Source organism: Roseococcus sp. (genome assembly GCF_965227005.1).
Taxonomy (GTDB): domain Bacteria; phylum Pseudomonadota; class Alphaproteobacteria; order Acetobacterales; family Acetobacteraceae; genus Roseococcus.
The window spans coordinates 87,141-108,093 of record NZ_CBDDFJ010000021.1 but is presented as its reverse complement, the minus strand read 5'-3'; the positions used below and the strand labels follow the sequence as shown (position 1 = coordinate 108,093).

Annotated in this window: 20 protein-coding genes; 12 read left to right on the top strand and 8 right to left on the bottom strand. The window is 69.9% G+C overall.

Going from position 1 to position 20,953, the window contains the following annotated elements:
• Positions 1 to 164: 164 nt before the first annotated feature.
• A complete protein-coding gene (locus ACO057_RS11640) occupies positions 165 to 566 on the top strand; it encodes a hypothetical protein (protein WP_421991828.1) in 402 nt (133 codons plus the stop codon).
• A 100-nt stretch (positions 567 to 666) separates the two neighbouring features.
• Here the strand turns inward: ACO057_RS11640 and ACO057_RS11635 are convergent, their stop codons facing one another.
• Together ACO057_RS11635 and ACO057_RS11630 are read right to left on the bottom strand one after the other, a co-directional pair.
• Positions 667 to 2,034: an amidase gene (locus ACO057_RS11635; protein WP_421991826.1), complete on the bottom strand. Its 1,368-nt coding sequence runs from the start codon at positions 2,032 to 2,034 to the stop codon at positions 667 to 669.
• Positions 2,034 to 2,849, bottom strand: coding sequence for an IclR family transcriptional regulator (locus ACO057_RS11630; protein WP_421991824.1), 816 nt, complete (start codon positions 2,847 to 2,849; stop codon positions 2,034 to 2,036). Before ACO057_RS11630 ends, ACO057_RS11635 begins: the two co-directional genes overlap by 1 nt.
• A 274-nt stretch (positions 2,850 to 3,123) precedes the next feature.
• Between ACO057_RS11630 and ACO057_RS11625 the strand changes: the two genes are divergently transcribed.
• The 7 genes from ACO057_RS11625 (at position 3,124) to ACO057_RS11595 (ending at position 8,798) form a co-directional block, all read left to right on the top strand.
• Positions 3,124 to 4,128 (top strand): Bug family tripartite tricarboxylate transporter substrate binding protein, encoded by a 1,005-nt coding sequence (locus ACO057_RS11625; RefSeq protein WP_421991822.1) that lies wholly within the window; start codon positions 3,124 to 3,126, stop codon positions 4,126 to 4,128.
• Between the two features lie 33 nt (positions 4,129 to 4,161).
• The gene (locus ACO057_RS11620) at positions 4,162 to 4,848 is read left to right on the top strand and encodes a cyclase family protein (protein WP_421991820.1); all 687 of its coding nucleotides are present in this window, start codon (positions 4,162 to 4,164) and stop codon (positions 4,846 to 4,848) included.
• 57 nt (positions 4,849 to 4,905) lie between these two features.
• Positions 4,906 to 5,541 carry an FMN-binding negative transcriptional regulator gene (locus ACO057_RS11615; protein WP_421991818.1) on the top strand — a complete coding sequence of 212 codons (636 nt, stop codon included), beginning with the start codon at positions 4,906 to 4,908 and terminating at the stop codon, positions 5,539 to 5,541.
• A 325-nt stretch (positions 5,542 to 5,866) separates the two neighbouring features.
• Positions 5,867 to 6,205 (top strand): DUF3649 domain-containing protein, encoded by a 339-nt coding sequence (locus ACO057_RS11610; RefSeq protein ID WP_421991816.1) that lies wholly within the window; start codon positions 5,867 to 5,869, stop codon positions 6,203 to 6,205.
• Positions 6,202 to 7,770: a PepSY-associated TM helix domain-containing protein gene (locus ACO057_RS11605; RefSeq protein WP_421991814.1), complete on the top strand. Its 1,569-nt coding sequence runs from the start codon at positions 6,202 to 6,204 to the stop codon at positions 7,768 to 7,770. The genes ACO057_RS11610 and ACO057_RS11605 overlap by 4 nt, the downstream gene beginning before the upstream one ends.
• The gene (locus tag ACO057_RS11600; RefSeq protein WP_421991812.1) at positions 7,770 to 8,105 is read left to right on the top strand and encodes a DUF3325 domain-containing protein; all 336 of its coding nucleotides are present in this window, start codon (positions 7,770 to 7,772) and stop codon (positions 8,103 to 8,105) included. Before ACO057_RS11605 ends, ACO057_RS11600 begins: the two co-directional genes overlap by 1 nt.
• Positions 8,106 to 8,120: 15 nt before the next feature.
• The gene (locus ACO057_RS11595; RefSeq protein ID WP_421991810.1) at positions 8,121 to 8,798 is read left to right on the top strand and encodes a DUF4198 domain-containing protein; all 678 of its coding nucleotides are present in this window, start codon (positions 8,121 to 8,123) and stop codon (positions 8,796 to 8,798) included.
• A 33-nt stretch (positions 8,799 to 8,831) separates the two neighbouring features.
• Here the strand turns inward: ACO057_RS11595 and lpxD are convergent, their stop codons facing one another.
• The 6 genes from lpxD to ACO057_RS11565 form a co-directional block, all read right to left on the bottom strand.
• Positions 8,832 to 9,908 carry a UDP-3-O-(3-hydroxymyristoyl)glucosamine N-acyltransferase gene (gene lpxD, locus ACO057_RS11590; protein WP_421991808.1) on the bottom strand — a complete coding sequence of 359 codons (1,077 nt, stop codon included), beginning with the start codon at positions 9,906 to 9,908 and terminating at the stop codon, positions 8,832 to 8,834.
• A gap of 70 nt (positions 9,909 to 9,978) precedes the next feature.
• On the bottom strand, positions 9,979 to 10,950 hold the full coding sequence (locus ACO057_RS11585) for a Bug family tripartite tricarboxylate transporter substrate binding protein (protein ID WP_421991806.1): 972 nt from the start codon (positions 10,948 to 10,950) through the stop codon (positions 9,979 to 9,981).
• 30 nt (positions 10,951 to 10,980) lie between these two features.
• Positions 10,981 to 12,057 carry a 3-isopropylmalate dehydrogenase gene (gene leuB / locus ACO057_RS11580; protein WP_421991804.1) on the bottom strand — a complete coding sequence of 359 codons (1,077 nt, stop codon included), beginning with the start codon at positions 12,055 to 12,057 and terminating at the stop codon, positions 10,981 to 10,983.
• Positions 12,058 to 12,071: 14 nt separating this feature from the next.
• On the bottom strand, positions 12,072 to 12,671 hold the full coding sequence (gene leuD / locus ACO057_RS11575) for a 3-isopropylmalate dehydratase small subunit (protein WP_421991802.1): 600 nt from the start codon (positions 12,669 to 12,671) through the stop codon (positions 12,072 to 12,074).
• Entirely contained in the window at positions 12,671 to 14,095 is a 1,425-nt protein-coding gene (gene leuC, locus ACO057_RS11570; protein WP_421991800.1) for a 3-isopropylmalate dehydratase large subunit, read from the bottom strand. The genes leuD and leuC overlap by 1 nt, the downstream gene beginning before the upstream one ends.
• A gap of 3 nt (positions 14,096 to 14,098) precedes the next feature.
• On the bottom strand, positions 14,099 to 15,229 hold the full coding sequence (locus tag ACO057_RS11565; protein WP_421991798.1) for an iron-containing alcohol dehydrogenase: 1,131 nt from the start codon (positions 15,227 to 15,229) through the stop codon (positions 14,099 to 14,101).
• Between ACO057_RS11565 and ACO057_RS11560 the strand changes: the two genes are divergently transcribed.
• The 4 genes from ACO057_RS11560 to ACO057_RS11545 all read left to right on the top strand — a co-directional run bounded on the left by ACO057_RS11560 (position 15,184) and on the right by ACO057_RS11545 (position 20,950).
• Positions 15,184 to 16,317 (top strand): Ku protein, encoded by a 1,134-nt coding sequence (locus ACO057_RS11560; RefSeq protein WP_421991796.1) that lies wholly within the window; start codon positions 15,184 to 15,186, stop codon positions 16,315 to 16,317. The two genes, ACO057_RS11565 and ACO057_RS11560, sit on opposite strands and share 46 nt — an antisense overlap.
• A gap of 4 nt (positions 16,318 to 16,321) precedes the next feature.
• Positions 16,322 to 18,841 (top strand): DNA ligase D, encoded by a 2,520-nt coding sequence (ligD, locus tag ACO057_RS11555; RefSeq protein ID WP_421991794.1) that lies wholly within the window; start codon positions 16,322 to 16,324, stop codon positions 18,839 to 18,841.
• A gap of 133 nt (positions 18,842 to 18,974) precedes the next feature.
• Entirely contained in the window at positions 18,975 to 19,175 is a 201-nt protein-coding gene (locus ACO057_RS11550) for a hypothetical protein (protein WP_421991792.1), read from the top strand.
• Between the two features lie 179 nt (positions 19,176 to 19,354).
• Positions 19,355 to 20,950, top strand: coding sequence for a tetratricopeptide repeat protein (locus tag ACO057_RS11545; protein ID WP_421991790.1), 1,596 nt, complete (start codon positions 19,355 to 19,357; stop codon positions 20,948 to 20,950).
• Positions 20,951 to 20,953: the final 3 nt, after the last annotated feature.

Sequence of the window (20,953 nt, the reverse complement as noted above, 5' to 3'; positions counted from 1 at the left end):
CCCATGGAACTGGCCACCGCAGCGAGATATCGAGCCGCGCAGTGGGCATGGCTGAACCAGACCCTAGCGTCGACCCATCCAATCGAGCAAGCAAAGAAGTCCAATCTATGGCATGCGTCGCTTCTCTGTTGGTGGAATCCGGAAAGTTGCGGCATCATGGCCACATGCATCCTTTCCTCCGCAGCGGCGCGCGCATCGCGGTCCTGGCGCTCGCCATGGGCGCGGCCAGCTGCGGCCCCTCCAACACGCCCCGATCCGGCGCGACGCCCGATGAGCTCGCCGCACCGCTGGTCGTGCCGACGACGGAGCGCGGCGTGGTGGTGGGGCTGCGTCCCCTTGCCGCGACGACCGCCTCGGAGTCGCGGCAGCGGGCGATGGCGCAGATGCTGCGCGTCTCGACCAGCGGCGGGACTTCGGGCAGGGGGCCGGCCGTGGAAGTCGTCGTGCGGCTGGAGCGCGGCAACCGCGACGTGGCCTTCGTGCGCGGCGGCGACGAAGGCTTCCGCCTCGGCCAGCGCGTGACGCTGACCGGGGGCGATCACCCGGAGCTGCAGCGCGGCGGCTAGAGCCTTCTTCGTTCGCAAGGGCTCACTTCGAAGTCTCTAACTCTTTGTTTTTTCGAGCACATTTACCCGACCAGACGATTCCGTCTGATCGGGTGATGCTCTAAGCGGCGAGCCGCCGGGCGATCTCGAAGAGCGCCGGCTCGGTTCCATACCGCCCGACCAGCTGCACGCCGATCGGCCGCCCATCCGGATGCGGCCGTCCCGGCACGTTCAATCCCGGCCAGCCCATCGCATTCACCCAGGTGGAGAAGACGTTCATCGCGCGCGGATGGCCCGGTTTGCCGTCAATCTCGCGCGGGAACTCGTCCTCGGCGGGCCAGGCGGGGGCCGCGGCGCTGGGCAGGAGCAGCGCGTCGTAATCGCCCCAGCCGGCCGAGACATCGGCGCGGAAGGCGTTGAGGCGATCCATCGCATCCACCAGCTCGGGAATGCCCAGAGCGCGGCCGCGCTCGGCCATCGGGCGGAGCGACTCGGAGGAATCCGTGGCCCAGCGCTCGGGGAAGCGGCTCGCCATGCGGGCGACCCCGGCGGCGGGGATGATGCCCCAGATGTCGCGAATGGCGCCGAGGTCATAGGGCGGCGCGGCAGGCGCGACCTCGCAATCCAGCCCGGCGAGGCGCTGTGCGGCCTCCTCCACGGCGCGGCGCACATGCGGGTCCACGAGTTCCTCGCCATAGGTGTTCAGCCAGCCGATGCGGAACTTCCGGCCGGCGGCGACCGGCGGATCGGGCGGAAGGCGCTCCGAGGTCGGGTCGCGCGGATCGGCGCCGCTCAGCGCGGCATAGAGCAGCTCCACATCCTCCAGCGTCCCGGCGATGAGGCCCAGGGCCTGGAAATCCGCGGCCATGGGCGGGAAGCCGTGGCGGCGCGGGATGCGGCCGTTGGAGGGGCGCAGGCCGACGAGGCCGGTATAGCTCGCGGGCAGGCGGGTGGAGCCGCCGGCATCGGTCGCGACGGCGAGCGGGACCATGCCCGAGCTCACCGCCGCCGTGGCGCCGCCGCTGGAGCCGCCGGGCGTCAGGCGTGGGTCCATGGGGTGGCGCGTGTGGCCGGTGATCGGGCTGTAGGTGCGGCCAGAGAGCGCGAATTCCGGCGTGCTCGTCTTGCCCATGATCACCGCGCCGGCCGCGCGCAGCCGCTCCACCACGATGTCGTCGCGGTCGGGCACGTGGTCGCGGAAGAAGGTGCTGCCCCAGCGTGCAGGCATGTCCTTCACGAAGAGATTGTCCTTCACGCCGACGGGGATGCCGTCCAGCGGGCCGAGGCGCCGGCCCGCCTTCTGCCGCGCATCGGCCTGGGCCGCCGCGGCGCGCGCCTGGTCGGCGGCGACATGCGCCCAGGCGTGGAGCTCGCCGTCCAGCGCGGCGATGCGGCCCAGGCTCTCCTCCAGCAGCGCGCCGGGCGTGGTGGCGCCGGCGGCGAGGCGCGCGGCCATGTGGGCGGCGCTTTCGCGCGGATAGGTCTTCATCACCAATGTCCTGTGGGCTCGGGAGGGGGTTGGGTCGCCAGAAGGGCAGTGAGGGTGGCGGCCTCGCGGACCAGCAGGGCCAGTATGCGATCCTGCCGCTCGGGCTTGAGGCGCTCGGAGATGGCGATGATGCAGAGCGAGGCTGCGGGAACCTCGCCGCCGCCGAAGGGCACGGCCACGCCGCGATAGCGCGCGACGAAGCGTCCGGTGCTGACGGCATGGCCGCGCGCGCGCGTCGCCTCCAGCTCCCTGGCCACGCGCTCGGCCGTGAGCCGGTAGCGCGGATAGCGCGCGGCATTGGCGGCGACGGCCGCATCGCCCTCGGCGCGCGGCATCGCGGCGATGACGGCGAGCGCGCCGGCGCCGACGCCGAGCGGGCGGCGGTTGCCGATGTCGAGCGGCAGGGCCTTGATCGGGAAGCTGCCCTCGCAGCGGTCGAGGCTGAGCGCGTCTCCGCCGCTGCGGATGGTGAGATAGGCGGTGTCGCCGGTGCCCTCGGCCAGGCGCTGCAGGCTGGGCTGGCAGAGCTTTCGCAGGTCGAGCTGGGGCGCCGCGGCGAGGCCGAGCTCATAGAGCAGAGGGCCGGGGCGATAGGTACGGCTCGCCGGATCCTTCGCCAGCAGCTCCTCGTCGACGAGGGCCTGGAGCATGCGGTGGGCGGTGGAGGGGGCGAGCCCCGTCGCCGCCGCGAGCCGGTTGAGCGGCGCGCCGCCGCCGCGCGCGGCGGCGATCTCACGCAGCAAAGCGGCGGTGCGGTGGATGGTCTGGGCGCCGTCGCGGGAGCGTGGCGGTTCGGTCCCGCTAGATTCCGTCATGTGAAAGCGTCACTCGCATTCCGGAACGCAGCCTCGACGGTTTTTCGACGCACATCGCGCCGTCATTCTTGGCGTCAGTGGATGACCAGGAACCATCCGGCGCAAGGAATCTCTCGAAGATAATCCACAATGCGGAACTTAGGCTTGTCGGAACACGTGCCAGGGCAGTCCCTTGAGGGAAAGCGACCACGCGTCATGGAACTCGCGGAATGTCTTTCCGCGCGCTCCGCGACAGCCCGGGGCCGGCCATCCGGCCCCTGCAGGAGAAGATGTGATGCCCTTCGAGTCCCATGCGGCGCCTGGCCGCCGTCGCCTGATCCTCGGCGCGAGTGGTCTTCTCGCCGTCCCTGCTCTGGCGCCCGAGGCCCGCGCGCAGGCCCTGGCCTATCCGACGCGTCCGCTGCGCCTGATCGTGCCCTTCCCGCCGGCCGGCGCCGCGGATGTGCTCGGTCGCGTCCTCGCCGAGGCGGCGCGTCCGCTGCTCGGCCAGACCATCGTGGTGGAGAACCGCGCCGGCGGCGGCGGCTCCATCGGCACCGAGGCGACGACGCGCGCGGCGGCCGATGGCTACACCGTCCTGCTCGGCAACCAGTCGACCAACGCCATCAACCCCGAGATCAAGCGCCTCACCTACGACCCGGCGACGGCGCTGGCGCCCCTCGCGGCCGTCGGCAACGTGTCCAACGTGCTCTACGCGCGCAAGGACCTGCCGGCCCGCAACCTGGCCGAGCTGGTGGCGCTGGCCAAGGCGCGTCCCGGCGCGCTGACCTATGGCACGGCGGGCATGGGATCGAGCACGCATCTGGCGATGTTGCTGCTGGAGAGCCAGGCCGGGATCGAGCTGACGCACGTGCCCTATCAGGGGACGTCCCCGGCCACGGCGGCCGTGCTGGCGGGCCAGATCGACATGATGTTCGACACGGTGCCGACCGCCATTCCGCATATCCAGGGCGGCAGCGTCACGCCCATCGCCGTCACCTCGCGCGGCCGGCATGCGCGCCTGCCGAACGTGCCGTCCTTCGCGGAGTCCGGCTATCCGGATTACGAGGCCGTCCTCTTCTACGTGCTCTTCGCCCCGGCCGGGCTGCCCGAGCCCGTGCTGGAGCGTCTGGCCGATGCGCTGGAGGCCACGGTGGCCCTGCCGGCCGTGCGCGCGAAGCTGGCCGATATCGGTGCCGATCCCCTGCCGGTCCGCCGCCAGGATCTCGCCGCCCATATCGCCGCCGACCGCGCGCGCTGGGCCGGCGTCATCCGCCGCGCGGGCCTGACGCTCGAATAGTCCCGCTTTCCCGAATCTTCAGGAGGATCCCCCATGGAATTCGTCGATCTCAGCCGCGAGCTCTTCCACCGCACGCAGGCCCATCCCTCGCATCCGCCCGTCGTCATGACGGTGTGGAACGACCACTCCGAGCCGAAGAAGGCGGGCAACACCACCTTCTCCAGCAAGGCGCTGTCCATCGCCTTCTCGGACCATGCGGGCACGCATGTGGACGCGCCGGTGCATTTCGACCCGCGCCCCGAGGCGCAGTCGATCGAGCAGATGCCGCTCGAGAAGTTCTACACCTCCGCCTTCTGCATCGATCTCTCGCACGTTCCGCTGAAGACCGCGGCGACGCTCGAGGAGACGCAGGAGGCCGTCCGCAAGTCCGGCCAGACCATCCAGAAGGGCGACACGGTGCTGATCTACTTCGGCACCACGAAGCTGCTCGGCACGCCGGCCTATCAGCATGACTTCGCGGGTCTTTCGATCGAGGCGATCCGCTGGCTGGCGGCGCAGGGAATCGGCATGTTCGGCGTGGAGGCGATCAGCCCCTCGCCCGAGGGCGAGCTGAACTTCCAGGCGCACAAGGCCTGCGCCGAGCTCGGCATCACGCATATGGAATGCCTGACCAACCTCGACGCGCTGCTCGGCCGTGGACGCTTCACCTTCATCGGCTTCCCGCTGAAGATCCGGGGCGGCACCGCCAGCCCGATCCGCGCGGTGGCGATGTTCGCCTGATCACCCTGGCGGGACACCGCGTTTCATAGCCCAATGGGACGGTCAGGAGGCCGTCCCATGCATCTGCTGCAACCTGAATTCGCCATCCCGCGCGACGAGGCCCTTGCGCTGGCCGCGCAGCGCGGCTTCGGCCTGCTCACCGCCTTCGACGGGGCGCGACCCATCGGCTCGCATATCCCCTTCGTGATCCGCGACGGCGTCGTCCAGGCGCATGTCACCAAGGCCAATCCGCTCGCCGCGCTGGCCGATGGGCGGGACCTCCTGCTCGCCGTCACCGGGCCCGACACCTACATCTCCAACGACTGGTACGCGACGCCGGACAACGTCTCGACCTGGCTCTACGAGGCGGTCCATCTGACCGGTCCCGCGCGCCGGCGGGAGCTGACGCTGAACCGCGCGCATGGCGATGCGCTGCTCGCCACCGCCGAGGCGCGCGTCGCACCCAAGCCGCCCTGGGACCTAGCGATCATGGAGCCCGGCAAGCGCGAGGCCATGCTCGCCCATATCGTGACCCTCGAGATCGCGATCACGCGCGTCGAGGGGCAGCGCAAGCACAACCAGCTCAAATCCGACGCCGATCACCTCGCCATCATCCGCATGCTGGAGAGTCGGGGGGAGTCCAATGGCTGCGCCATCGCGGCGCGGATGCGCGCCGCGCGGCCGCATCTGCGGGACCGGGGCTCGGGCGGCTAAAAATCCTGTCGCGACCCTCTTGCCGCAATTGCGAATTAGTTGCAATCAAGCCGCGCCGGGGATAGGGGTCTCGGCAAGGACCAACCGGGGGCCTCAGGCGAGGCCCATCCCTTCGCGACTGTTGCAGGCAGCTCCCGCCGCTCGTGATCGCGTCGCTCGCCCGCCCCCGGTGGCCCTGCTCGAACCGTCCCTGAGGGAAGAGACGACTCGTGATCTTGGGTGCCACCGCCGCCATATCGAGCCGACGGATGTCCGGCGCCCCTTCGGCTTCCCGCCGCGATGTCGCGCGCCTGGGCCGCGGCATCCGGGCGACCCGGGCCCGCCCGTGGTAGTCGCGACAGCTTCCGCCTTGCCGGGTGCACGGCGCCTGTGGTCGCGCCTGCGCGACTGGCGCTGGCCGGGCGTCGCCATGCGGGCCGTCGCGGCGATCGGCGGCGGATATGCGATGGCCGCGCTCGCGGCGATCGTCTGCGCGACGCTGCTGCCGACCGAGCGCGGCGAGGCGGTGTTCACCGGCATGCTGCTCAGCTTCGCCGTCTATACCGGCGTGGTGATCTGGGTCTTCGCCGCCGCCACGGCGCTGCGCGCCTGGATCGGCATGCTCGTCCCCATGGCCGTGCTGGGCGCGGCCGCCTGGTTCTCGATGCCCGGAGCGGCCCCATGAAGAACGGCTTCCGGCAGTCGATGGCCTGGCTGCACACGTGGTCGGGCCTGCTGGTCGGCTGGATCCTGTTCGCCGTCTTCCTCACCGGGACCGCGAGCTATTTCAAGGGCGAGATCTCGCAGTGGATGCAGCCCGAGCTGCGCGCCTATTCGGCCGGTCCCGAGTCGGCGGCGGAGCTGGCCATCGGCACGCTGCAGCGCGTCGCGCCCCAGTCGCCGGCCTGGTTCATCAACCTGCCGCAGGAGCGCGACCCGTTCATCCGCGTCTTCTGGCGCGGCAATGGCCCGCGCCGCTTCCAGAGCGCCACGCTCGACCCCGTCAGCGGCGAGCCGGTGACCTCGCGCAAGACCATGGGCGGCGAGTTCTTCTACCGCTTCCATTTCGAGCTCCACATGCAGCCCATCTGGGGCCGCTGGGTGGTGAGCTTCTGCGCGATGATGATGCTGGTCGCGATCATCAGCGGCATCATCACGCACCGGCGCATCTTCGCGGATTTCTTCACCTTCAGGCCCGGCAAGGCGCCGCAACGATCCTGGCTGGACGCGCATAACGCGCTCGCCGTGCTCGCGCTGCCCTACCACCTGATGATCACCTATACGGGGCTCATCACGCTGATGCTGATGACGATGCCCTGGGGCGCGCAGGTGGCCTATCGCGGCAACGTGCAAGCCTTCTTCGCCGAGACGGTCGGGGTTCCCGCCCCGCCGCGTGCCGCGGGACGGCCCGGCGAACTCGTTCCCATGCGCCCGCTGCTCGCCGAGGCGATGCGGCATTGGGGCACGCAGGAGATCAGCCGCATCAATGTCCAGAACCCGTCCGACGCCAATTCGGTGATCCAGATCAGCCGGGGCGAGCGCGGGCGGCTGTCCATGAACCCGCAGACCCTGGTCTTCCAGGGGACGAGCGGCGAGCGCACCTATGAGACGAACAGCGACCGCCCCGCCGCCGCCACGCGTGGCGTGACCTATGGCCTGCATCTGGGCCGCTTCGCCGGGCCGCTGCTGCGCGCGCTGTTCTTCCTCTCGGGCCTCGCGGGAACGGCGATGGTCGCGACCGGCCTCGTGCTCTGGGCGGCCAAGCATCGGCAAAAGCGCGCCGCCCTCGGCAAGCCCGGCTTCGGGATGCGGCTGGTGGACATGCTGAACGTCGGCACCGTCGCTGGCCTGCCGATCGCCATGGCGGGCTTCTTCTGGGCCAACCGGCTGCTTCCGGTCGATATCGCCCTGCGCGCGGAGTGGGAGATCCGGATCTTCTTCGGGCTCTGGGTCGCGGCGCTGCTGCATGCGCTGCTCCGCCCGGTGCGGCGCGCCTGGATCGAGCAATTCGCCTTCGCGGCGCTGCTCGGCCTCGCGATCCCCCTGCTCAGCGCGCTGACGACGAACCGTCACCTCGGCGTCTCGATCCCCGAGGGCGACTGGGCCCTGGCGGGGATGGATCTCGGCCTCGCGGGGATGGGCGCGCTGCTGGGCGTCATCGCCTGGAAGCTGGCCCGCCGGCCGGAGACGGTGGCCTTCCAGCGCCGCAAGCGCGACGCGGCGATGCCCGCCCTGGCGGAGAGCGCCTGATGGCCATCCTGGCCTTCGCCCTGGCCTATGCCGGCTTCCTCGCGCTCTGCCTGTCGATGGACCGCCACCATCAGGATCTGATGGGCCGCCGGCCCAAGCCGCCGCGCCGCCATGCGCTGCGCGTCATGGGCTGGGCGCTGGTGGCGCTCTCCACCTGGCCCTGCATCGCCGCCTGGGGCTGGTTCATCGGCCCGGTGGGCTGGTGGGGCGTGCTGACGGCGGCGGCGATGCCGATCGTCTTCCTCATCCCCTATGCGCCGCGCGTGGCCCTCGCGCTCGGCCCTGCACTTCCCCTCGTCGCGGGGGGCGCGCTGCTCCTGTCCGGCGCGGTCTGAAAAAAGGAGAATTCCATGCGCAACGGTCTTTCCATGCTCTTGGCCACGGCGATGATGACGCTGGCCTCCACGGCCATCGCCCATCAGCTCTGGCTGGAGCGCGACGGCGATACGGCCCGGCTCTACTTCGGCGAGCCGGTCGACAATGTGCGGGAGCGCACGGGCGCCCTGCTGGACCGCATCACCGGCCCGCGCATCTTCGCGACCGATCCCGCGGCGGCCCTGCCGCTGACGCGCCGCGAGGACCACATCGCCGCCGCGCTGCCCGCCGGCACGCGCGACGTGCGCATGATCGAGGACACGCTCGCGCCCTTCGGCCGCCCCGGCGCGCCGGACCGCCTCCGCGCCGTGATGCTGGCGCGCGAAGGTCGCAGCGAGACCCGCGCGGCGATGGACCTCGAATTCGTGCCCGTGAGCGCCAATGGCAATGAGTTCACGCTGATGCTGCGCGGCCAGCCTTTGCCTGCCACCGAGGTCACGCTCGTCGCGCCGCCGCGCTGGGAGCGCAAGCTGCGCACCGACGCGCAGGGCCGCGTGAGTTTCGAGACGCCCTGGGCCGGCCGCTACGTGGCCGAGGTGATCCACACCGAGAACACGCCCGGCGGCACGGGCGACGGCGCCTATGCGCGTCTGCGCCAGGTCTCCACGCTGTCCTTCACGGTCAGCGACGGCATCGCCTGGACGGCGCGGTAATCCGCGCCTTCGAAGGAGGGCTCAGGCCCTCCTTCAAGGGGTGTCGCTGGAGCCGCGCTTGCCGACCAGCCGCTTCAGCGTCGCCACCTGCCGCAGGAAGAGCGAGGCGGGCTGCGCCGGGCTTCCGAGCAGGCGGGAATTGGGCGGCACATCGGCGATGACGCCGGCCTGCGCGCCGATCTGCGATCCCTTGCCAATGGTCAGGTGCCCCGCCATGCCGACCTGGCCGCCGACCTGTACGAAGTCCTCCACCGTCGTCGAGCCCGAGATGCCGACCTGGGCGACGATCACGCAGTAGCGGCCGAGCTCCACGTTGTGGCCGATCTGCGCGAGGTTATCGATCCGCGTTCCCTGGCCGATGCGGGTGTCGCGCGAGGAGCCGCGGTCGACCGTGGAGTTCGCGCCGATCTCGACATCGTCCTCGATGATCACCTGGCCCAGATGGGGGATGCTGAGGAAGCCCGTCGCGGTCTTGGCGAAGCTGAAGCCTTCCTGCCCGATGCGCGCTCCAGGGCAGATGTAGACCCGCGCGCCGATCCGGGCATGGCTGATGCTGGCCTGCGCCCCGATCCGGCAATCCGGCCCTAGCGTCACGCCCTCGCCCAGCACGGCGCCGGCGGCGATGCAGCAATGCGCGCCGACTTCGGCACGGGCGCCGATCGAGACGAAGGCGGCGATCGATGCCGTGGGATGGATCGCGGCCGTCGGATCGACCGAGGCCATGGGATGGATGCCGCCTTCCAGCGGCGCCGGCGGATGGAACAGCGCGGCGACGCGCGCCCAGGAGCCATAGACCGAGGGGGTCAGAATCGGCACGGTCCCCTTGGGCACATGCTCCGCGAGATCGGGATGCACGAGCACGGCGCCGGCACGCGTGTGTTCCAGCGCGGGCAGGTAGCGGCGGTTGTCGAGGAAGCTGACCTGGTCCGGGCCCGCCTCGTGCAGGGGCGCGACCCCGCGGAACAGGATGTCCCGCGAGCAGGCCGTGCCTTCCGCGGCTGCGGCGATGGAGGCCAGGGAATGCGGCCCCGAGCGCGCGAAGAAACGCGGGTCGCCGAGATTGGAAGTCACGTTCACGCCTTCGCTGTCGTACGGGAGGTAGTTTCGCATGCATGGCGGTTGGAAGCGATTCGCCTTTCCGGCGCTCCCGACGCAGACCTTCCCCGAAGCCTCGAGGCCGCTACCCGAGCGTGATCCCCGCCGAGCGCACCACCTCCACCGCCGTTCGCCGCTGGCCCTCCAGCCAGGTCGCGAAGACCTCCGGGGAACTTCCGGACATGATCGCGCCCGCCGGGTCCATGCGCGCGCGAACCGGGGCGGCGCGGGCGGAGACGGCGGCCGCGGCGGCGATGCGCAGGATCGGGCCCATCGGCGTGCCCGTCGCGGCGAAGACGCCGTTCCAGTCGTTCATGTCGTAGCCGGGGAAGCCGGACTCGGCGATCGTCGGCACGTCGGGCAAAGTGGGAATGCGCTCGAGGCTGGTGACGGCCAGGATGCGCGCCTTGCCGGACATGACCGGGGGGCGCACCGAATTGGTGGTGATGAGCACCGCGTCGATGCTGCCCGACATGATGTCGCGCGCGGCATCCGCCCCGCCCCGATAGGGCGCGTGGACCAGGCGCACGCCGGCCCGCTGCTCGAAGGCGGCGAGGGCCAGGTGGGCCATGCCCGCGGCCGGCGGCGTGCCCACGCTGACCGTGTTCGGGTTCGCCTTCGCGTATTGAATGAACTCGGCGAGGGTGCGTGCGGGGAAATCGGTCTTCACCGCGATCACCTGCGGGAAGGAGCAGATCTGCGTCACGGGCTGAAAATCCCGCTGATAGTCGAAGCCGAGGTCACGCATCAGCACCGGGTTGGTGAGCTGGTTCGCGGCATCCACCAGGAAGGTGTAGCCGTCGCGCGGCGATTGCAGCGTGGCATTGGCGGCGATGGTCGCGTTGCCGCCCGTGCGGTTCTCGATCACGATGTTCTGGCCGAGGGCTTCCTGCATATCCGCGGCGATGGAGCGCGCGGCGGTGTCGGCCGCGCCCCCGGCCGCGAAAGCGACGATGAAGCGGATCGGCCGGCTCGGCCAATGGTCCTGCGCGCGCGCGATCATGGGCGCCGCGAGGGCCGCGCCGAGGACGGCGCGGCGGCTGGTGATGATTTTCATTGTTGTTTCTCCCTGCAGGCGTGGTCCGGTTCAGTGGGTCAGGCGGGCGATCTCCCGGGCGACGGCATCGCCCATGGCATCGGTGCCGAGGAGGGTGGCGCCCTCCTCCATGATGTCGGCCGTGCGGTAGCCCTCGGCGAGGACGCGGCGCACCGCGGCCTCCACGTGATCGGCCATCTCGGGCTTGTTCAGCGAATGGCGCAGCAGCATCGCGGCCGAAAGGATCGAGGCGAGCGGATTGGCGATGTCCTTGCCCGCGATATCCGGGGCGGAGCCGTGCACCGGCTCATAGAGCCCGCGTGATTCCGCGTTCAGCGAGGCGGAGGGCAGCATGCCGATGGAGCCCGTCAGCATCGCCGCCGCATCGGAGAGGATGTCGCCGAAGATATTGCCGGTGACGATCACGTCGAATTCACGCGGCTTGCGGACGAGGAGCATCGCCATCGCGTCCACATATTCGTGCTTGAGTTCCACGTCCGGATAGTCGCGGCCGACTTCCGTGACGACTTCGCGCCAGAGCTGGCTGGTCTCCAGCACATTGGCCTTGTCCACGGAGCAGAGCTTCTTGCGCCGCTTGCGCGCGGCCTCGAAGCCGGCGCGGGCGATGCGGCGGACCTCGCTTTCGCTGTAGCGCATGGTGTTGATGCCGACACGCTCGCCGTTCTCCACATGGATGCCGCGCGGGGTGCCGAAATAGATGTCGCCGGTGAGCTCGCGCAGGACCACGAGGTCCACGCCCTCGATCGCCTCGCGCCGAAGGGTGGAGGCGCCGAGCAGCTCGGGGAAGGCGAAGACCGGGCGGAAATTCGCGAAGAGGTCCATGCGCTTGCGCAGGCGAAGCAGGCCGTGGCCGCCGCGCTGATGGGCCGGGCGCAGATCGCTCCCATAGGTGCCGGCGGCGCCGAAGAGGATGGCGTCGGATCTTTCGGCAAGCACGGCGGTGGCTTCCGGCAGCGGATCGCCGGTGGTGTCATAGGCGGCGTCGCCGATCTTGCCTTCCGTCATCTCGAATTGCGGGCCGTTGGCGGCGACGGCGCGCAGCGCCTTCACGGCCTGCGCCGTGACCTCGGGCCCGATACCGTCGCCGCCCAGGACTGCGATATGCATGTGTTCGTTGCTCCCTAAAGATTATGACGGCCGAGACGACGCTCGAAGGCCGCGATGTCCTCGGAATGGGTGAGGGTGAAGGCCAGCTCGTCGAGGCCTTCCAGAAGGCTGCGCTTGGCGAAGGGATCGATATCGAAGTGCCAGATCTTTCCTGTCGCCGAGGTGATCGTCTGCGAGGGCAGGTCGATGGCGATTTCGGCGCCGGGGGTGGCTTCCGCTTCCGTCATGAGCTCGGCCACGGCCTCGGCCGACAATGTGACCGCGAGCATCCCGTTCTTCACCGAATTGTTGGAGAAGATGTCGCCGAAGCTCGGCGCGATCACCGCGCGGACGCCGTGGTCGTACAGCGTCCAGACCGCGTTCTCGCGCGAGGAGCCGCAGGCGAAATTCTGACCCCCGAGGACGATGCGCGCCTCGCGCCAATGCGGCTGGTTCAACGGGAAATCCGCCACCTCGCTGCCATCGGGATTGAGCCGCAGGTCGCGGAAGAGGAAGGGCGCCTGATCCTCGTCGCGTGGCTTGGCGAGGTAGCGCGCGGGCAGGATCTGGTCCGTGTCGATATTCGCGCGTCGGAAGGGAACGGCGCAGGAGGTGAGGCGGATGAAGGGGTCCATCACACCTCTCCCATCAGGCGTCGCACATCGGTGAGATGACCTTCGACGGCGGCGGCGGCGGCCATGGCCGGCCCCATCAGATGCGTGCGCACGCCGGGCCCTTGCCGTCCCCGGAAATTGCGATTGGAGGTGGAGGCGACGCGCTCGCCCGGCACGCCGATCTCGCCATTGGTGCCGAGGCACATGGAGCAGCCGGCCTCGCGCCAGTCGAAGCCGGCTTCGCGGAAGATCCGGTCCAGCCCTTCCTCCTCGGCCTGCTTCTTCACGGGGGCGGAGCCGGGCACCACCCAGGCCGTCACGCCCGCGGCGACATGGCGGCCGAGTGCGACGGCGGCCGCGGCGCGGAGGTCTTCGATGCGGCCATTGGTGCAGGAGCCGATGAAGACGCGGTTCACCGCGAGGCTTTCCAGCGGCGTATCCGGCGTCAGGCCCATATACGAAAAATTATCGGCCATGACGGCGCGGCGACCGGCATCCGGCTCGTGCTGCGGATCGGGGATGCGCGCGTCGATGGGCAAGGCATCCTCGGGGCTGTTGCCCCAGGTGACCATGGGCGCGATGGCGCTTCCATCCAGCGTCACCTCGCGGTCGAAGCGCGCGCCGGGGTCGCTCGGCAGGCGTTTCCATCGCGCGACGGCGTCTTCCCATTCGATGCCTTGCGGGGCGTAGTCGCGGCCGGCGATATAGGCGAAGGTCGTCTCGTCCGGCGCCACCATGCCGGCGCGGCCGCCGGCCTCGATGGACATGTTGCAGAGGGTGAGCCGCCCCTCCATCGAGAGCCCCCGGATCGCGCTGCCGGCATATTCGATGACATGGCCCGTCGCGCCCGCCGTGCCGATCTTCGCGATGATGGCGAGGATCACGTCCTTCGCCGTCACGCCGAAGCCCAGCTCGCCCTCCACATTGATGCGCATGTTGAGCGGCTTGCGCTGCCACAGGGTCTGCGAGCCCAACACGTGCGCGACCTCGGTGGCGCCGATGCCGAAGGCGAGCGCACCGAGCGCGCCATGGGTGGAGGTATGGCTGTCACCGCAGACGATGAGCAGGCCAGGCTGGCTCAACCCCGTCTCGGGACCGACGACGTGCACGATGCCCTCATGCCCGCTCTTCAGGCCGAAGAGCTGGAAGCCGGATTCCGCCGCATTGCGCTCCAGTGATTCGACCATGAAGCGGTTCTCGTCATTGGTCATGGCCGCGCGCTCGACGGTGTCGGTCGAGACGTAGTGATCGGGCGTGGCGAAGGTGCGCTCGGGCGCGCGTGGCAGCATTCCGCGCTTCCTCAGCATCTCGAAGGCGGGTGCCGATCCGTCATGCACGAGGTGGCGGTCGACATAGAGAAGCGTCTGGCCATCCTCGCGCTCCAGCACGCGATGCGCGGCCCAGATCTTGTCGAACATCGTGCGGGGCTCGGTGGTGTCCGACATGCGTCAGTCTCCGGCATGGGCGGCGCGCAGCAAGGCGAGATATTCGTCGCGCGTGGCACGCCGTGGGTTGGTCAGATGGTGATGGTCGAGCATCGCGGCATCGGCGATGGCGGGCAGGATATCGGCCGGCACGCCGATCTCGCCGAGCGTCGCCGGCAGGCCGATCGCGCGGGACAGTTCGGCAATGGCATCGGCGATCAGCCCCGCATCCGCGGGCTCGTCCATCGCGGCGGCGAGGAGGGGCAGCACGCCCTCGATGGCCGATGCGTTGAAGCGCAGCACATGGGGCAGCAGCACCGCATTGAGCGTCCCGTGATGCAGCGGCACTGAAAGCCCGCCGAGCGGGTGCGACAGCGCATGCACCGCGCCCAGCCCCTTCTGAAAGGCCAGCGCGCCCTGCATGGAGGCGAGCATCATCGCCTCGCGCGCGGTCACGTCCGAGCCGTCGGCCACGGCTCGCGGCAGCGCCATCCAGGCACGTGCCAGCCCGTCGCGCGCGATGGCGTCTGCGATGGGGTTCATGCGGGGCGAGCACAGCGTCTCCACGCAGTGCGCTAGCGCGTCCATGCCCGTGCCGGCGGTAAGCATGGGCGGCAGGCCCAGCGTCATCTCCGGGTCGCAGATCGCCGCGCGCGGGATCAGATGCGGGCTGCCGATGGAGAGCTTCCGGCCGTCGCCGAGCACGATCAGCGCGCCGCGGCTCACCTCGCTGCCGGTGCCCGAGGTGGTCGGCACGGCCACGACCGGCGCGGCCCGCGCGGTGATCCGCGCCAGGCCGCCCTCGATCACCGCATACTGGGACAGCGGCCCATCATGCGTCGCCAACAAGGCGACGGCCTTGGCCAGATCCAGCGGCGAGCCGCCGCCGAGGCCGATCACGCCGTCCGCACGATGGTCCTTATAGGCTTTTACGGCGGCCAGGACGGCGGCCTCCGTCGGGTTGGGGGGCACGTCGTCGAAGACGGCAACCGCCATGCCGTCGGGCAGAACGGCGCGAAGCCGGTCCAGCAAGCCGGCCGCGATCACCCCTCGATCCGTCACCAGCAAGGGCCGCGCGATGCCCGCCAGCGCGAGCTCTTCCGCAAGGCATGCGACTGCGCCTCGCGCGAACTGCACGCGATTCAGATAAGTCATCAGCGCCAAACGGGTTTGCTCCCATGCATTGGCTTTTCTCCCCAGGCGCGGAGGATGGGCCAGATCGCCAGGCTCGGAAAGGTACCATCTGGTTTGGCAACGGAGCTTGTGATGCCAGAGGAGCTGACGGCCGCCACGCGCCGATTCTCCTGACGGACAACCGGATGGGCGCTCCAGCGTTCCACACCGGTCAGGAGATCCGAGGCATGGCGCAACGGCCGAGCTGGGAAGGTCATTTGCGGTTATCGCTCGTGGCCTGCCCCGTGTCGCTTTATCCCGCGACCAGCTACGCGAGGGACATCCACTTCCACCTCATCAACCCGGAGACGGGCAATCGCATTCGCCAGGTGGTTGTGGACCCCGAGGCGGGCGAGGTGGAGCGCAAGAACCTTGTCCGAGGCTTCGAATACGAGAAGGACCAATATGTCCTGCTCACGGAGGAGGAGATCCGATCCGTCCGGCTGGAGAGCACGCGCACCATCGATATCGAGCGCTTCGTGGACCAGAAGGAGATCGACCGGATCTGGTGGGATTCGCCCTATTATCTGGTCCCGGACGGCAAGGCGGGCCTCGACGCCTTTACCGTGATCCGAAGCGCCATGGAGGATGCCGGCAAGGTTGCTCTGGCGCGGGTCGTGATCGGTACGCGGGAACGCGTCGTGGCGATCGAGCCGCGCGGCAAGGGCATGCTGCTGACGACGCTGCGCAGCCATGACGAGCTTCGCGACGAGGATGTGCTCTTCGACGAGATTCCGAACGCCAAGCCCGATCGGCGCATGATCGAGATCGCCGACAAGATCATCGCGCAGCAGGCCGGCGCCTTCGATCCCCGGCAGTTCAACGATCGCTACGAGGATGCGCTGCGCGCGCTCATCGAAAGCAAGAAGGGCGGCGACGATGGCGGCGTGACGGCGCCCCCGCCCCGCAACGACAATGTCATCGACCTGATGGAGGCGCTCCGGAAGAGCCTGGAGCAGGGCGGCAAGCCCGCCGGCGGCACGCGCAAGGTTGCGGCCGTGAAGAAGGCGCCGGCGAAGAAGCCGGCGGCGAAGAAGGCCGCGCCTGCCAAGCGGCGTCGCTCGGGCTGAGGCGGTGGCAGTCGCGCCGCGCAAGCTTGAGACCTATCGCGCCAAGCGAGACTTCGCGCGCTCGCCCGAGCCGCAGGGCGGCGAGTCGGCTAGCGAGGGCCTCGCCTTCGTCATCCAGCAGCATGATGCGACGCGGCTGCACTATGATTTCCGGCTCGAATGGGAAGGTGTCCTGAAGTCCTGGGCCGTGACGCGCGGCCCCTCGCTGGATCCGGCCGATAAGCGCCTGGCGGTGGAGGTGGAGGATCATCCGCTCGACTACGGCGGCTTCGAGGGCGTCATTCCCGAGCCCGGCTACGGCGCCGGCACGGTGATGCTGTGGGACCGCGGTTTCTGGGCGCCGCTCGATCCCGAGAATGTCGATCGCGACCTCGCCAAGGGCGAGCTGAAGTTCGTGGTGTCCGGCGAGCGCCTGAAAGGCGGTTTCGTTCTGATCCGCCTGAAGCCCAAGCCCGGCGAGAAGTCCAAGCGGCACAACTGGCTGCTCATCAAGGAGAAGGACAGCATGGCGACGCCGGGCCAGGGCGATGCCGTGCTGAAGGCGGATAAATCCGTGAAGTCCGGCCGCACCATGGCCCAGATCGCGAAGAGCGCGCCGGGCAAGGACGAGGTCTGGCACTCCGCCCCGAAAGAGCAGCCCAAGCGCGCAGCGGTCCGGGCCGACAAGGCCGCGTCCATGCCGGATTTCATCGCGCCGCAGCTCTGCCGGCTCGTCGCCACGCCGCCGCAGGGCAAGGACTGGCTGCACGAGTTGAAACTTGACGGCTACCGGCTTCAGCTCCGCGTCGAGAAGGGCCAGGCGAGCCTGCGCACGCGCACGGGCCTGGACTGGACGAAGCGCTTCTCGACCATCGCGAAGGAAGCGGCCGGACTTCCCGACGGCATCATCGACGGCGAGGCGATCGCCCTCGACGCCGACAACCAGCCCAGCTTCGCCACGCTCCAGGCCGTGCTCGCCGGGGAGCGCAAGGCGCCCATCCTCTATTGGGCCTTCGACCTGCTGCATGACGGCAGGCGGGACCTGCGCGGCGAGACCCAGCTGGCGCGCAAGACGGCGCTGAAGGCGCATCTCGGCGACCAGGGAAAGGCGATCCTCTACCTCGACCACTTCACGCAGCCGGGCGAGGCCGTCCTGGCGAATGCCTGCAAGCTGCACATGGAGGGCATCGTCTCCAAACGGGCCGACGCGCCCTATGCCGCCGGGCGCGGCACCGCCTGGACGAAGGCCAAGTGCCGTGGCCGCGATGAATTCGTCATCGGCGGCTGGTCGCTCGACAAGAAGGGAAGGGGTCTTGGCTCGCTGCTGATGGGCGCGATGCGGGAGGGCAAGCTGGCCTATCTCGGTCGCGTCGGCACGGGCTTCTCGGGCGCGATGGGCGAGAGCCTGAAGAAGAAGCTGGAACCCCTGAAGCGCAAGACCTCTCCCTTCATCGGTGCGCAGCCCGCACGGCTCGTCGACGCGATCTGGGCGACTCCCAAGCTGGTCGCGGAAATCGCCTATGGCGGCTTCACCGAGGAGGGCATCCTGCGCCATGCGAGCTTCCAGGGCCTGCGCGAGGACAAGCCGCCCCAGGAGGTCACGCTCCCCCAGACACCGGCGCCGCCGCCCGCCGCGACGTCGAGGCGCGCCAGGCCATCCCTCTCGCTGACCCATCCCGAAAAGGTGCTCTGGCCCGCGACGGAGCACACGCCCGCCGTCACCAAGGGCGATCTCGGTGCCTATTATGCGCGCCTGGCCGACCGCATTCTCGCCGAGGTGGCGGGGCGGCCCATCTCGGTGCTGCGCGCTCCCGACGGGATCGAGCATCAGCTCTTTTTCCAGCGCCACGCCCTGCCCGGCCAATCGCCGCTGATCCGCGCCGTGCCGGTCGAGGGCCAGCCCAAGCCCTATATGCGCATCGACGATGCGGCCGGCCTCGCCGCGCTGGCGCAGGTCTCCGTCGTGGAGATCCATCCCTGGGGCGCCCAGGCCGACCGGCCGGAAACGCCGGATCGCCTCATCTTCGACCTCGACCCGGCGCCGGATCTCGATTTCGACGCGGTGGTGAAGGGTGGGCTGGAGCTGCGCCAGAGGCTGATCGCGCTCGGCCTCGCCCCCTTTGCCCGCGTCACCGGCGGCAAGGGCCTGCATCTGGTCGTGCCCATCGCTGTGCCGAAGCGCGGGGCGGCACCGGATTGGAGCCAGGCGAAGCAATTCGCGCGCCTCGTCTGCGCGATGATGGAGAAGGACGCGCCGAAGCTCTACACCACCACCCTCGCGAAGAAGGCGCGCACGGGTCGCATCTTCCTCGACTATCTGCGCAATGACCGCCTTTCGACCGCCATCGCCAATTGGTCGCCGCGCGGGCGTCCTGGGGCGCCGGTGGCGCATCCTGTCGCATGGTCGGAGGTGAAGCCGGGGCTCGACCCGGCGAAGCTGCGTCTGCCCGCGCTGCTCGACGCGCCGCTTCCCAAGGATCCGTGGAAGAATTTCGAGGCCTCGGCCGGCGCGCTGCGCGAGGCGATGGAGAAGGCCACGCGCTGATCTTCGCCGCCGGAACGGCTCGACAAAAGCCGACATGACGCGACACGACCACTGACACGCTTTGCGGGATAACGCGATCCGGATTGCACTCTGGGAGGTAGCCCTGACCCTCAATGCTTCATGGATGAAAGACATGCCCGCCACCGCGCTTGGCGCCTTCGAGCGCCGCCGGGACCCTTCGCTGTCCCGCTTCCCTCAGGTGACCCGATGGGTCCGCGACGGGCTGGCCCAGCATGTCGCGGCGGCCCGGCGGATCATGGCGGAGGCCGCCTGGGTGGAATCGGGATGGACCGGGCCGATGCTGGCGGACGACAACCTCCCCTCCTCTCGCTGAGCGCTCCCCACTTCCGTTTCCAGCTCCGCATGCGGCGATCCGTTGCCGGAACTGACGGGTTGATGCGGATTTATTGACTCCAGGTCACGGGGGTCAATAATCCGGGCCTTCACGAGGAGGCCCGACGGGCAGCCAGCGTGGCCCGTCCATGGCGCCTCCCGGCAGGGAGAGGCCATCTCATGCGTCGCTTCATCTTCGCGAGGCTTGCCCTCGCTTCCGGACTGGGGCTGGCTTCGGTCGCGGCCTATGGCCAGCCGGCCGAAGCGCCCGCGCCGCACCGGACGCTCGGCATGGTCAACTTCCCGGTGACCTGCAGTCCGGCGGCCCAGGCCGATTTCAACCATGGCATGCTGCTGCAGCACTCCTTCTGGTACCAGGTCGCCGGCGCGGCCTTCCGGCAGGTGCGCCAGCAGGATCCGGGTTGCACCATGTCCTATTGGGGCGAGGCGCTGACCTTGCTCACCAATCCCTACAGCCTGCCCCTGCCGCAGAACCTGCGCCAGGGCCGTGCGCTGCTGGAGGAGGCGGCGCGCCTCGGTGCGCGCAGCCCGCGCGAGGGGGCCTATATCGAGGCCCTCGCGCTTGTCTTCGCCGGCGATAACCCGCCGGGCCATCGCGCCCGGCTCGCGGCCTATCGCGATGCGATGGGGCGCCTGCACGAGCGCTTCCCCGACGACAAGGAAGCGATGATCCAATACGCGCTGCTGCTCGGCGTGGCCGCCGCGCCGAACGACCGCAGCCATGCCGATCCGCTGCGCGGCGCCACCCTGCTGGAACGCGAATTGCCGCTCCAGCCCGAGCATCCGGGAATCGTGCACTACCTCATCCATCTCTACGATTATCCCGCCCTCGCCGATCGCGGCGTGAGCGCCGCCGAACGCTACGGCTCGCTCGCGGCCGACGCGCCGCATGCGCTGCATATGCCTTCGCACATCTACACGCGCGTGGGCCGCTGGGCGGATTCGATCGAGAGCAACAGCCGCGCGGCGGAGGTGGCGCTGCGCAGCGGCGAGGCCGACGACACGCTGCACGCCTATGACTACATGGTCTACGCCTATCTCCAGACCGGACGCGACGAGGCGGCGCGCGCGGCGATGGAACGAGCCCTCGCCGCGCCATTCAGCGGCCCGACACGCAACGCCTATGCCTTCGCCATGGCCGCGATGCCGGCGCGCTATGTGCTGGAGCGCGGCGCCTGGGCCGAGGCCGCCGCTCTCCGGCCGCGCCCCGAGGCCAATTTCCTCTACACGGAGGCGCTGACCCATTTCGCGCGCGCGATCGGCCTCGCCCGCGCCGGCCGGCCGGGCGAAGCGGGGGACGACATCGCCGCGCTCAACCGCATCGCCCATGCCCTGGAGGGGCGCGACGCCTATTGGGCGGAGCAGGTGGCGATTCAGCGCGACGCGGCCGCGGGCCTGCGGGAATTCATGGCCGGACGGCAGGAGGAGGGGCTCGCCGCCCTGCGCGCGGCCGCCGATCGGGAGGGCCGCACCGACAAGCACGTCGTGACGCCCGGGCCGCTCGCGCCGGCGCGCGAGATCTATGCCGAGGCGCTGCTGGAGGCGGGCCAGGCCGGGGCCGCTCTCGCCGAGTTCGAGGCGGTGCAGCGGACCGAGCCGCGCCGCTTCCGCGCCATCGCCGGGGCGGCGCGCGCGGCGATGGCGGCAGGGCGCCCCGATCAGGCCAGGCAGCATTACGCGACGCTGCTCGATCTGGCGGAGGCCGGCTCATCGCGCGCCGAGGTGGTGGCGGCGAGGGCCTATCTGGGGCGGTGAAGG